The 12,278-nt window shown below is 60.1% G+C and carries 10 protein-coding genes; 6 read left to right on the top strand and 4 right to left on the bottom strand.

All coding sequences use genetic code 11. The annotated features are described in order from the left end of the window. Nucleotides 1-111: 111 nt before the first annotated feature. From VM554_08925 to VM554_08915, 3 genes are read left to right on the top strand one after another with little or no spacing between them, the layout of a single operon-like run. Nucleotides 112-3,378 (top strand): efflux RND transporter permease subunit, encoded by a 3,267-nt coding sequence (locus VM554_08925; protein ID HVJ08495.1) that lies wholly within the window; start codon nt 112-114, stop codon nt 3,376-3,378. A gap of 11 nt (nt 3,379-3,389) precedes the next feature. Next, the gene (locus VM554_08920) at nt 3,390-4,598 is read left to right on the top strand and encodes an efflux RND transporter periplasmic adaptor subunit (GenBank protein ID HVJ08494.1); all 1,209 of its coding nucleotides are present in this window, start codon (nt 3,390-3,392) and stop codon (nt 4,596-4,598) included. After that, the gene (locus VM554_08915) at nt 4,598-6,046 is read left to right on the top strand and encodes an efflux transporter outer membrane subunit (protein ID HVJ08493.1); all 1,449 of its coding nucleotides are present in this window, start codon (nt 4,598-4,600) and stop codon (nt 6,044-6,046) included. Before VM554_08920 ends, VM554_08915 begins: the two co-directional genes overlap by 1 nt. A gap of 24 nt (nt 6,047-6,070) precedes the next feature. On the opposite strand, the gene VM554_08910 is transcribed toward VM554_08915, so the two are convergent. Next, nucleotides 6,071-7,402, bottom strand: coding sequence for a hypothetical protein (locus VM554_08910; GenBank protein ID HVJ08492.1), 1,332 nt, complete (start codon nt 7,400-7,402; stop codon nt 6,071-6,073). Between the two features lie 121 nt (nt 7,403-7,523). On the opposite strand from VM554_08910, the gene bcp reads away from it, so the two are divergent. Both bcp and VM554_08900 read left to right on the top strand, forming a co-directional pair. Then, nucleotides 7,524-7,988, top strand: coding sequence for a thioredoxin-dependent thiol peroxidase (gene bcp / locus VM554_08905; GenBank protein HVJ08491.1), 465 nt, complete (start codon nt 7,524-7,526; stop codon nt 7,986-7,988). 136 nt (nt 7,989-8,124) lie between these two features. Beyond that, the gene (locus VM554_08900; GenBank protein HVJ08490.1) at nt 8,125-8,787 is read left to right on the top strand and encodes a DNA-3-methyladenine glycosylase; all 663 of its coding nucleotides are present in this window, start codon (nt 8,125-8,127) and stop codon (nt 8,785-8,787) included. 22 nt (nt 8,788-8,809) lie between these two features. On the opposite strand, the gene panC is transcribed toward VM554_08900, so the two are convergent. The 3 genes from panC to VM554_08885 all read right to left on the bottom strand — a co-directional run bounded on the left by panC (nt 8,810) and on the right by VM554_08885 (nt 11,339). Further along, nucleotides 8,810-9,661, bottom strand: a complete 852-nt coding sequence (gene panC, locus VM554_08895) for a pantoate--beta-alanine ligase (GenBank protein HVJ08489.1) — start codon at nt 9,659-9,661, stop codon at nt 8,810-8,812. An 8-nt stretch (nt 9,662-9,669) separates the two neighbouring features. Further along, the gene (gene panB / locus VM554_08890) at nt 9,670-10,584 is read right to left on the bottom strand and encodes a 3-methyl-2-oxobutanoate hydroxymethyltransferase (GenBank protein HVJ08488.1); all 915 of its coding nucleotides are present in this window, start codon (nt 10,582-10,584) and stop codon (nt 9,670-9,672) included. Nucleotides 10,585-10,682: 98 nt separating this feature from the next. Beyond that, the gene (locus VM554_08885) at nt 10,683-11,339 is read right to left on the bottom strand and encodes a deoxynucleoside kinase (GenBank protein ID HVJ08487.1); all 657 of its coding nucleotides are present in this window, start codon (nt 11,337-11,339) and stop codon (nt 10,683-10,685) included. Between the two features lie 179 nt (nt 11,340-11,518). Here VM554_08885 and VM554_08880 point away from each other — a divergent pair, with 179 nt between their 5' ends. Further along, entirely contained in the window at nt 11,519-12,262 is a 744-nt protein-coding gene (locus VM554_08880) for a polysaccharide deacetylase family protein (GenBank protein HVJ08486.1), read from the top strand. Nucleotides 12,263-12,278: the final 16 nt, after the last annotated feature.

Below are 12,278 nucleotides of genomic sequence, written 5' to 3'. Positions count from 1 at the left end.
GCCTGTGCTTTTGCTGAGCCAGTGCGTAAAATATCTGATATCCAACCATTTCCAGTTCTGTCGCTGATGGGGCGCGGATTCCCGAACGCCCGAGGAGAGAAGTAGAACCTTATGTGGATTGTTCGCCTCGCGCTGAGACGTCCCTATACATTCGTCGTTTTTGCGCTTCTGCTGCTCATTCTCGGCCCTGTCGCCATCCTCCGGACCCCGACTGATATCTTCCCCGATATCAATATCCCGATCGTTACGGTGATATGGAACTATGGCGGGCTCTCCGCAGAGGAGATGGCCAACCGCCTGGTGACCCCCAGCGAACGCTCGATGACGACGACCGTGAACGACATCGAGCATATCGAGTCGCAAACACTCAGCGGGCTCGCGATCATCAAGGTGTACTTCCAGCCTCATGTGAATGTGGCGAACGCTGTCGCGCAAATTACCGCAGTCTCCCAAACGCAGTTGCGCCAGTTCCCTCCGGGAACCAACCCTCCATTCATCATTACCTATAGCGCTTCCAGTGTTCCGATCCTTCAACTGGCGCTCTCCGGCCAGGGGCTGAACGAGCAGCAACTCAACGATTTTGGCGTTAACTTCATTCGTACTCAGCTAGCCACTGTTCAGGGGGCATCCATTCCGTTCCCCTACGGCGGCCGGATGCGTCAGGTTCAGGTGGATCTCGACTTGACCGCTCTGCAGGCCAAGAAGCTTTCGCCATCGGATGTAGTCAACGCCATCTCTGCACAGAACATCATCTTGCCCGCGGGCACGCTCAAGCTAAGCGAGCTCGAATATGCAGTCGAGACGAATAGCAGCTCTACGAATATCCAGGCTCTCAACGACCTGCCCATCCGTACCATCGACGGCTCCATGGTCTACGTGCACGATGTCGCCCACGTTCGCGACGGATCTCCGCCGCAGACCAACATCGTTCGCGTCGATGGGCAGCGGGCCGCCCTGATGACGATCCAGAAGACCGGCAGCGCCTCCACGCTCGACATTATTGGCAGCATCCGGAAGAAGCTGCCGATGATTAAGTCGCAGCTGCCTCCACAGCTTAAGATTGATCTCCTGTCCGATCAGTCGATCTTCGTGCGTTCGGCAATTAGCGGAGTGGTCCGCGAGGGCATCATCGCCGCATGTCTCACCGGCGTCATGATCCTGCTCTTCCTCGGAAGCTGGCGCAGCACGATCATCATCGCCGTCTCCATCCCGCTCTCCATCCTCAGCTCCATCATTGTGTTGAGTGCGCTGGGCGAAACCATCAATATCATGACTCTGGGCGGCCTCGCGCTTGCCGTAGGAATTCTGGTGGATGATGCCACCGTCGCCATCGAGAACATCAATCGCAATCTCGAAGGGGGCAAGGTTCTGGAACAGGCGATCATCGATGGCTCCGCAGAGATCGCCATCCCCGCCTTTGTCTCTACGCTCGCGATCTGCATCGTCTTTGTGCCCATGTTTTTCCTTGGAGGCGTGGCGCGATACCTCTTCGTGCCCCTGGCGGAAGCGGTAGTCTTCGCCATGCTCGCCTCGTACCTGCTCTCGCGGACTCTTGTCCCCTCCATGGCGCTCTTTCTTCTTAAGGAGCATGACGACGAAGAAGAAGAGCGCAAATTAAACAGCCGGAATCCCTGGACGCGTTTTCAGCTTGGCTTTGAGAATGTCTTTGCGCGCATCCGCAACTCCTACACCCGTCTGCTGGAGCTATGCGTTATGCACGCCACCGTCTTTCTGACGCTCTTCGTGGTCTTCTGCCTGGGTTCGGCTGCGGTGCTCGCTCCCTGGCTGGGGCGCGACTTCTTTCCATCCGTAGATAGCGGGCAATTCAAGCTGCATCTGCGCGCCCGCACTGGTACGCGTATCGAAGAGACTGCGAACTTATGCGATCGCGTCGACCAGGTGATTCGGCGCGAAATTCCGCCGAGCGAACTCAACAACATCATCGACAACGTAGGCATACCCTACAGCGGCCTGAATCTCTCCTACAGCAACTCGGCGCCGGTTGGTCCCGGGGATGCCGACATCCTGGTATCGCTTGCGAAGGAGCACAAGCCCACCGACGAGCATCTCGCGCATCTCCGCACCATCCTCGCGCAGGAGTTCCCCGGAGTTATCTTCTATACTCTGCCGGTCGATATCGTGACCCAGATCCTCAACTTCGGCCTCTCCTCGCCGATCGATATTCAGGTGGTTGGGCCGAACCTGATGGCAAATCGTGCCTTTGCCGAAAAGTTGATGAACGAAATTAAATTCGTTCCCGGCACGGCGGGCATTCGCATCCAGCAACCCTTCGACAGTCCGAAGCTCTATGTGAACGTGGACCGCACCAAGGCGCAGGATATGGGACTCGCGCAGCGCGATGTCGCTGGAAATCTTCTGGTGGCTCTCAGCGGAAGCTTCCAGACCTCGCCATCGTTCTGGCTCAATCCGCAGAACGGCGTTAGCTACAACATCGCGGTGCAAGCGCCACAATACAGCCTCGATACGTTGCAGGACCTCAAGAACATCCCCATCACACGCAACAGCACCACCGCGTCGGGTGCGAATACTTCTACCTCAGGCGGTCAGGCCACCACACCCAGCATGGGAGGGAAGCCGATCCAGATCCTCGGCAACCTGGCTACCATCACACGCGGCTCCGAACTCGCGACCGTCAGCCACTATGACGTCCAGCCCGTGATCGATATCTATGCCAACGTGGTCAACAGCGATCTGGGCAGCGTGGATAAGCAGATAGAGAAGATACTCGACGCCCACCGGAAGGAGCTACCGCGTGGCTCGCAGATCAGCGTGCGGGGCGAAGTCGAGACCATGCGCACAGCGTATACGGGCCTCATCGCCGGATTGATATTTTCCATCCTCTTCGTATACCTGCTGATCGTGGTTAACTTTCAGTCCTGGCTGGATCCGCTCATTATTATTGGGGCGTTGCCCGCTGCGTTGGCCGGTATCGTGTGGTTTCTCTTTGTTACCCACACCCGTCTCAGCGTTCCGGCTCTTACCGGCGCGATTATGTGCATGGGCGTGGCCACCGCCAATTCGATTCTCGTGGTCAGCTTTGCCCGCGAGCAATTGGAGGTCATGGTGGGGGATGCCCGTCGCGCGGCGATCGTCGCCGGCTCCACGCGCTTTCGCCCCGTCATCATGACCGCGCTGGCCATGATCATCGGTATGGTGCCGATGGCCCTTGGTATGGGCGATGGCGGCGAACAGAATGCACCGCTGGGGCGTGCGGTCATTGGCGGGTTGCTCTTCGCGACTGTCGCCACACTGCTCTTTGTTCCGACATTTTTCAGTGCGGTGCATGGCGCCATTGAGCGCAGGCGCCGTCAACGCGCAGCGGCTCAGAAAACAGATCAGGCAATAGTTACCGGTTGAAGGACGAATCTATGAACCAGCACGAAATGAGCGAGCGGCCATCGAGTCAACAGAGCCTCTCCCCTCGTCGCGCCCTCTGGGCGGTTGTTGTCCTGCTATGTGTAGCAGTCATTGTGGCGATTTCAGGCATCGTGCCTCGCCTTCGCGCGAGAACGGTACTCCGCGACCAGACGATTGCCCTTGCCGCACCCACCGTTCTGATCGCTCCGCCGATGCCCGGATATCCTCAGCAGGAGGTCCAGCTGCCCGGCAGCCTCAGCGCTTACACGGACGCGTCCATCAATGCGCGTACCAGCGGCTATCTGCAGAAGTGGTACTTCGACATCGGCGCCCATGTGAAGAAGGGCCAGTTGCTCGCGGTTCTCAGTACACCGGAGCTGGATCAGCAGCTTCAACAGGCACAGGGAGAGCTTGCTGTGGCACAAGCCAACGCCACCGTTGCGCAGGCCAATGCCACCCGTTACCGGGACCTGCTGAAGACCAATTCGGTGTCTGTGCAGGACACGGAAAACTTCGAGAGCCAGGCCAAGGCGACCAGTTCGACGGTCAGCTCCCTGCAGGCAAATGTGCGGAGGCTGAAAGAGCTTCAGTCCTTCGAGCGTATCTACGCCCCTTTTGATGGAGTCATCACCGCGCGCAATGTAGATGTGGGCGAACTTGTCGATGCCGGTGCAGGGAAGGAGCTCTTCCACCTTTCTGCCGTTGAGACGCTTCGTGTCTATGTGAATGTGCCCCAGGTCTATTCGCTCAGCATGAAGCCGCAACTGCCGGCGGAGCTCACCCTCATCGAGTACCCCAATCGAAAGTTCGCCGCGCACCTGGTCCGGACCTCCAATGCAATCGATCCAAGTTCCCGCACCTTACTGGTTGAGTTCGATGTGGAGAATCGCAAGCGGGAGCTGATGCCTGGCGCCTTCGCGCAAGTGCGCTTCAGAGTGAAGCCGGATGGGCCATCCGTGATCATTCCTGTTTCCGCTCTCATCTTCCGTTCCGAGGGCCTGCGCGTCGCGGTCGTGGGAGACGGCGACCGCGTGCATCTCGTACCCATCACCATGGGCGAAGACGACGGGAAATTCGTGCAGATTATCGGTGGGCTCGACAGCAATGCCCGAGTCGTCCAGGATCCGCCCGACTCTCTGGTGGAAGGCGAAAAGGTAAATGTTGTGGAGCGTCCCAAGTCTCAGGAGGCTGCACCCAGCGCAGCAGGAGAGAAAAAGTGATGAGGGCTTTTCTCCTCTCCATCGGATCCCTGGCGGTGTGTGCGCTGGCGGGCTGCACCGTTGGCCCCAACTATCATCGCCCTGCCGCCCCTGCGCCTCCAGCATTCAAAGAGCAGCAACCCCCTCCCAATCCGCCGGACGGAACATGGAAGCAGGCGCAGCCGGAAGACGCCGCCCATCGCGGCAAGTGGTGGGAGATTTATGGCGATCCACAGCTCAATTCTCTTGAGGAGCAGGTCGTCGTCTCCAACCAGACACTGCGTGCGGCAACCGAGCGCTACCTCGCCGCGCAGGAGCAGGTTCGCGTAGCTCGCGCCGATGCTTATCCCGCGCTCTCCGTTGGAGCAGATGCGCAGCGGCTGCATCCGTCGCAGCGGCGCGCGGTCTACGTGCCCGGATCGAAGACGAATTACGGCGACCTCGTGCTCCAGGGGCAGGCCACGTGGGAACCGGATTTGTGGGGCCGCGTACGACGCAGCGTCGAAGCCGCAAAGGCCAATGCCCAGGCCAGTGCAGCCGATCTCGCCGGCGTGGAACTCAGCCTGCGATCCGAGCTTGCGCTGGACTACTTCCAGCTTCGCGGTCTTGACCTGCAAAAGCAGTTGCTGGATTCCACGGTCGCGGATTACGAGGGGTCTCTTGAGCTGACGCAGCGCCGCTTTCATGGCGGCGTCGCTTCCGACTCCGACGTGGCTCAGGCCGAGACGCAACTGCGCAGCACGCGCTCGCAGGCAATCGATGTAGGTGTGGCGCGGGCACAGTTTGAGCACGCTATCGCTACCCTTGTCGGAGTGCCTGCATCGAGCTTTTCGCTGGCCGCGGCCCCGCTCAATCTACCGCTTCCCGCCGTTCCTGCCGGTCTGCCTTCTCAGTTGCTCGAGCGCCGGCCGGATGTCGCTGCTGCCGAGCGCCGTGTACAGGCCGCCAATGCGCAGATCGGGCTTGCCATCTCCGCCTACTATCCCAACATTACCCTCGGTGGCAACGGCGGTTTTGAGTCCGGGGGCATCAGCACATTGATCCAGGGCCCCGGAGCCCTATGGTCGTTGGGCGCCTCCGCCTCGGAGTTGCTCTTCGACGCTGGCCGCCGCCATGCCCTCACGCAGCAGTCGCGTGACCTCTACGAGGCCACCGCCTCTGACTACCGGGAGAGCGTTCTCAATTCGTTTCAGGAGGTGGAAGATAGCCTCGCCGCCCTGCGACTCCTCGATGAGGAATCGCGCAGCGAGCGCGATGCAGTCACCTCGGCAGAACGATCTCTGACGATCTCCAACAATCGCTACACAGGTGGAGTCACCGGATACCTTGAAGTGCTGACGGCACAAACCGCGAAGTTGACCAACCAGCGCTCCGCTGCGGACATCACCACTCGTCAGTTTGCCGCCAGCGTGCGCCTGATCCGCGCCATTGGTGGTGGGTGGGATGCGAGCCAGTTGCCAAGGCCGTAAGCAACAGCGTCGGTGGCTTGATGGCTAGGGAAGCTCGCTGGTGAGAAAGACCTGCTCGACGCGTCCGCTCACGATGCGGTAGATGCCAAACTGCCGCTCGCCTCGGCCCCGCAGCTCAAAGAGCAGCTCCGCGCGGTGATCGCCGTCGGTGTCGGCCGCGTCGATCAGCTTCATGCGCGGGGTTACGTCCAGGTGGCCGGCATCCGTCACCTGCTGAAAGATGACCCGTGGCGATCCATAGAAGTCCGGCTGAGCAATCAATGTAACGTACTTCGCGGCGTTCCCTTCGCCCGCCGTTCTGCAGGAGAGCACGAGGGTGGCTCCTCCGCCGTAGGACAGTTCAAATGCGCGGAAATCGTCCACGGTCATGCTGGCTGCGGCGTTCGCTGGACTTGCGGATTTCGCGGTATGCGCAGTCGTCCGGCGCGCAGTCCGTGCCGGGGTCGCCGAATGTGCAGCTCCAATCGGCTCCGGCGTGCGCTGCCCGGCGAGTGCTTCGCGGGCCAGCTTCTCCATCGACGCCTGCATCTTCGTGGCATCCGCTGCATCTGCCCATTGGTAGACGTAGGAGTGGGGTTCATCGTTCGCCGTGGTGGAGAGCGCCACCATCTGGTGCAGGCTTGGCGGTGTTCCCGTCAGCTTGCTCTCCTCGCGCATCGCCGCTGGAATGCCGCGATGCATCTTTGGCCGGTCAGGATCGGTATCCTCGACTCCAGAGACAGCCTCTCCCGGCGTGTCGCCGCCACTGCTCTCCGTCTTGGGACGCCTGCGGAGCTTCGGACGGTCCGGATCATCGCTCGTGCTGCTCACGTGCGGCTCCGTACCAGCGCGTGCCTGCGGCGAGTCCTTGCCTGCGGTCTGCTGCGGCGAGGAGCCGGTGTCGGGCTTGTCTCCCTTCTTGCTCAAGTGGGGGCGATCCGAATCGACGTCCTTCACTACCTCGGGCATCACCTTTGAGACGGAAAGCTTCGGCGCCTTTACCTCTTCCAGCGGCTTCCACACGCCGTATCCATACCACGAGCCCTGGGTATTGCCAGCGCTGAAGATGTCAAAGCGGCCCTTGGGTATCCCCGCCTGCAGCAACTCATATTCCGTGTCGCCTTCTACGGCCATCGGCTCCGGACGAGCCATGTAAACGCCCGCATCCTGATACTGTTCGCCGGTAAACACCGCTACGGGAATCAGCCGGCTGGCGCTTGGCTTGCCTGCCTCGCCAGTCCACTCCAGCACGCCAGTGGCTCGCAGTTCCTGCGCCTTAACCACTTTGGGGCCGCGTGTCTGCGCGTTGAGGGGGACGCTTACCAGGCCGCCGATGCACAACATTGCCGCGACCGCCAGCATCGATGGCATCAACACACTGCGGCTTGTGCTCCTGCCGCTCCTCGATTGCATGCAATAATCCGATTCAGGCTGGCGCTGTGATGAAGCATGTCCCGGCATTCGTTTCAGTCACTCCTCACGTGGAAGGAAAGTTCAAATGGAAGTGCATGACAAGGTTGAGTTCACTCTACAGGATGAGCAGGAACACACCGTCCATCTATCGGATTTCTCTGGAAAGCCAGTTATCCTCTTCTTCTATCCTAGGGCCGACACTCCCGGCTGCACAATTGAGGCATGCGGCTTTCGCGATACCTTCAAGAAGCTGCAGAAGGCCGGCGCAATCGTGCTCGGCATCTCGCGCGATACGCCCGCGGCACAGAAGAAGTTCAAAGAGAAATACGATCTCCCTTATCCACTCCTTGCAGATGTAGACGAAGTGGTCTGCAAACAGTTTGGCGTTTTGAAAGAAAAGAATATGTATGGCAAAAAAGTGATGGGCATCGAGCGCACGACGTTCCTCATCGGCCCCGATCAGCGAATCCTCAAGATCTTCCCCAAGGTTAAGCCGGAAGGGCACGCCGAAGAGGTTCTGGCGGCTCTCAAGGAAGAGAAGATCGCCTGAGCATACCCTGTTATAGACAGGAAAACACAGACCGCGTGGCTGTTCCCGGAACGGCCGCGCGGCAAATCAGGAGAGGATAGCTCGAAGCATTCCAACTCATAGCATGGACAGGACTCATCTTTCACGGGAAAAGGAGATGCTGCGGGAGAAAGAGGCGCTGCCGCTGCCGCGAAGTTTCTATAACGCGTCCCCTGAGGTAGTGGCACGTAAGCTGCTGGGCAGAATTCTCGTCGCCAGGAGCGGCGGTTTCCAACTCGCCGGGCGCATCGTAGAGGTGGAAGCTTACCTCGGCGTCACGGATCCCGCGGCTCACGCATTCTCCGGCATCACTCCACGCAACGCGGTCCTCTTTGGCGAGCCGGGTCATGCCTACGTATACTTCATCTATGGCATGTACTCCTGCCTCAATGTCTCCTGCGAGCCGCAGGGCAAGGCAGGTTGTGTACTTTTCCGTGCGCTTGAGCCGCTGCATCTTTCCGTGTCGAACGGAGATGCGGGCGACCCTTCTGCAGAAGAAGTTCTGCGGCGCAACCGCGGGCTAGCTCCTTTAGCGCCCGCCCGGCTCATCGCCTCCGGGCCCGGCCGCTTGTCCCAGGCATTCGGCATCACCCGCGCCAGCCACAACGGCGTGGATCTAACTTCGCCAGCTTCACCACTACAGATTGTCGATGACGATTTTCGCGCCGGGGAGATCGTTGCCACTCCCCGCATCGGGATCCGCAAAGCGGTCGAGCATCCGCTACGCTTCTATCTGGCTGGAAACGCCTTCGTGTCCGGCAAAGTGTCTGGCCGGCGCTGAGATCTCGTCTGCTCTTCGCGAATCAACTGTTCTCTTCTATTACTACATTGTCGATTAGCCGCGTCGGCCCCACATAGGCTGCGACCGCGATCAGCGCGCCCTCCCGCAGATCCGCTACGTCTTCCAGCGTCTCCGGATGCACCGCGGCAAGGTAGTCGATGCGAACCGCTGGTTCGCTTGCGAGAACTGCCCGCGCCTCCTGCAGAATCTTTGCGCTGCTGTGTTCCCCGGCTGCGGCAACCTCGCGTGCGCGAGTCATGGCCCGGCTCAACACGAGCGCCTGCCGCCGATGTTCCGGGTCCAGATACACATTGCGCGAACTCAGGGCCAGCCCATCCGCCTCGCGCACGATGGGGCAGATCACGAGTTCCACGTCGAGATTCAGATCGCGTACCATCCAGCGCAGCACTGCAACCTGTGCCGCGTCCTTCTGGCCAAAGAAGGCTCGCTGCGGCATGACGATGTGCAGGAGCTTGCTCACCACTGTTGTCACGCCGCGAAAATGGCCGGGCCGCGAAGCGCCATCCAGCCGCTCGCTTATCCCTTCCACCGTCACAAACGTGCTCGCCCCCGCGGGATACATCGCTTCGGCCGAAGGCGCGAACACCAGGTCAACGCCCTCCGCCAGAAGCAGTGCGCTGTCCCTCTCAAGGTCGCGCGGATAGTTCGAAAAGTCTTCGTTGGGGCCAAATTGCGTGGGATTTACGAAGATCGACACGGCAACCACATCGCAGGCCGCACGCGCCGCGCGAACCAGCGAGAGGTGCCCCGCGTGCAAGGCCCCCATCGTCGGCACCAGCCCAATTCGCTTGCCTTGCCTGCGTAAATCGCGGCAGGCTGCCTGCATTTCTTCCGGTGTCTTCAGGGTCTTCATCGAGCGAACTATGCCTTGCGACGCGCGACTTTTTCGGCATCCAGCATTGCCCGCGTCTCTTTCGTCAGGTGATAGCTCTCTGCTTCGCTGGGGAAGCTACGCGTCTCCACATCATGGCGATAGGCCGCAAATGCCTCGCGCAGGAGCGTCCCCGCATCGCCATACTGGCGCACAAACTTCGCCCGCCCGGAGAAAGTCAGGTTCACCAGGTCATGCAGCACCAGGATTTGCCCATCGGTATCCGGCCCTGCGCCGATGCCAATCGTCGGCACCGTCAGCTCGGCCGTAATCTGCTGTGCGACTTCTCGCGGAATGCCTTCGAGCACCACGGCGATCACGCCCGCCTGCTCCAGCGCCAGGGCATCCTTCATCAGCCTCTCGATCGCGGGAATGGACTTGCCCTGCACCTTGTATCCGCCCATCCGGTGCACGGATTGCGGCGTTAACCCAAGGTGTCCGACCACGGGAACCTCCGCGTCGGTAAGCCGCTCGATCAGCTCCACGCGGTTCTCGCCGCCCTCGATTTTCACCGCCTCGGCTCCGCCTTCCTTCACAAAACGGATCGCGTTGGCAATACCATGGGCAAGATCTGTGTGATAGGAGCCGTAAGGCATATCGGCGACCAGCATGGCCCGCTTCACCGCGCGGCGTACGGCCCTGGTGTGGTGCAGCATTTCGTCGACGGTAACGGGAAGCGTGCTGTCGTAGCCCATCACCACCATCGCCAGCGAATCGCCAACCAGGATCAGATCGATTCCCGCCTCGTCCACCAGGCGCGCGGTCGCGTAGTCATACGCCGTCAGCGCGGAGATCGGCTGTCCGTTGAGCTTCTTTTCTCTGAGTGATTGGCTGGTAACTTTGGCAGGAATCTCCGCCAGGGCTGGAGCGGCTTCATCCGCCCCACGGAAGTGCGAGATACTCATCGTGCTCTCCTGGTGCAGTTCCCCTCACTCGGGGATACTGCCCGAACAAGGCTGAGTATACGCCCGATGGCGAAGGATCGAAACAGGCAGGCTCACCGTTAAATCTGCCTCTCTGTCCCCAGGGGCAAAAAGTATTGCGTTCCCTTGATCGGTTCGGAGAGCCGCTTCAGTAGCATCTGGAGATCGGCATTGTTGTTCACAAAGTCGATGTCCGAGGTATTCACCACCAGCAGGTCGCTCGATGTGTAATGAAAGAAGAAGTGCTCATACGCTGCGATCACCTGCTCCAGATAGTCGTCGCTGATGGCCCGTTCTCCGCTGACACCTTTACGCCGTACCCGCTGTTTCAAAATCTCCGGCGAAGCCTGCAGATAGATCACCAGGTCCGGCGTCGGCATCTTCTCGCGGAACATGTTGTAGTAGCGGTTATAAAGATTCAGCTCTTCGTCCGTCAGGTTGATGTAGGCGAAGATCTTATCCTTCTCAAAGATGTAGTCCGCTACCGCCGTGCCTTCAAAGCCCAGAGTGCTTTCGCGCAGCATCTGCTCGTAGCGTTCCATCAGGAACCACATCTGCGTTTCGAACGCGCTCGACTTTTTGCCGGTATAAAACTCTTCCAGAAAGGGATTGTGCTCCGGCTCTACGATGCGCCGTGCCCGCAGCGTATCTGCCAGGATCTCCGCCAGCGTGGATTTCCCCACGCGGATTGGACCCTCGATGGCAATAAAATGCGGCGGATCAAACAAGTTGGCCATGACTTTCTACGCCTCAACCATGCTCAATATTGCAACCATTCCAAACTTGAGCGAAGAAAACACGAAGGTAACACAAACCTGTTTTCTCCGCAAAACTACCGTATCAATCTTCCTCATCCGCATCCATCCCACGGAAGGTCGCCGCGTGTCCCGGAGCGGAATGCTCTAAACTAAACAATATGCTGCCTGAACTGGCGATCACGGGAGCGGCGGCTGGACTTGCGGCGGGAGGCTATGCCTATGCCGCCATGTGGCCAACCTCGCAAATCTTCGGCCGCACGATTGTCGCGGGACACGATCCCTCCCAACTCGCCTTGACCTACGACGATGGCCCCAATGATCCCTGGACTTACAAGCTGTTAGAAGTCCTTGAGCAGAACAATGTGCGCGCCACCTTCTTCTTCATCGGGCGCTTTGTCCGCCAGCGTCCGCAGATCGCCCGCGCCGTGGCGAATGCCGGACACTTGATCGGCAATCACACCATGACGCATCCCGTGTTGCTCTTTGAAAAGCCCGCCCACGTGCGCGAAGAGATCGAGGAGTGCAATCAGGCGCTGGAGGATACCCTCGGCCAGCCCGTTCGCTACTTTCGGCCTCCCCACGGCGCCCGTCGGCCAGACGTGCTCGCGACTGCCCATAAGCTTGGCCTGACGCCCGTCCTGTGGAACGTGATGGGCCACGATTGGGATGCGCCCAGCCCCGAATCCGTCGAGCGGCGTGTCGTCCGCGGTGTTGCTGCAAATCAAAGCCGCAACCGCGGCAGCAACATCCTGTTGCACGACGGAGGCCAGCAGGGAATCGGCCAGAACCGCTCCTCCTCCGTCATCGCCACACAGGCGCTGCTGGCCCGCTACAAGCCACTGGGCTTCCGCTTCATCACGCCAGAGGCCTGGCATGTGGGCGAGCCGTCCGCCAGGCCGTAGGCGAAGCAGACCCCAG

Source organism: Acidisarcina sp. (assembly GCA_035539175.1).
Lineage (GTDB): Bacteria > Acidobacteriota > Terriglobia > Terriglobales > Acidobacteriaceae > JANXZS01.
The sequence above is the reverse complement of the archived record's forward strand: the minus strand, read 5'-3'. Positions and strand labels throughout refer to the sequence as shown.

Coding starts and splice junctions, on each gene's coding strand:
- VM554_08915 (HVJ08493.1), top strand. CDS start 4,598: ATGAGGGCTTTTCTCCTCTCCATCGGATCCCTGGCGGTGTGTGCGCTG.
- bcp (HVJ08491.1), top strand. CDS start 7,524: ATGGAAGTGCATGACAAGGTTGAGTTCACTCTACAGGATGAGCAGGAA.
- VM554_08900 (HVJ08490.1), top strand. CDS start 8,125: ATGCTGCGGGAGAAAGAGGCGCTGCCGCTGCCGCGAAGTTTCTATAAC.
- VM554_08925 (HVJ08495.1), top strand. CDS start 112: ATGTGGATTGTTCGCCTCGCGCTGAGACGTCCCTATACATTCGTCGTT.
- VM554_08880 (HVJ08486.1), top strand. CDS start 11,519: ATGCTGCCTGAACTGGCGATCACGGGAGCGGCGGCTGGACTTGCGGCG.
- panB (HVJ08488.1), bottom strand. CDS start 10,584: ATGAGTATCTCGCACTTCCGTGGGGCGGATGAAGCCGCTCCAGCCCTG.
- VM554_08885 (HVJ08487.1), bottom strand. CDS start 11,339: ATGGCCAACTTGTTTGATCCGCCGCATTTTATTGCCATCGAGGGTCCA.
- panC (HVJ08489.1), bottom strand. CDS start 9,661: ATGAAGACCCTGAAGACACCGGAAGAAATGCAGGCAGCCTGCCGCGAT.
- VM554_08920 (HVJ08494.1), top strand. CDS start 3,390: ATGAACCAGCACGAAATGAGCGAGCGGCCATCGAGTCAACAGAGCCTC.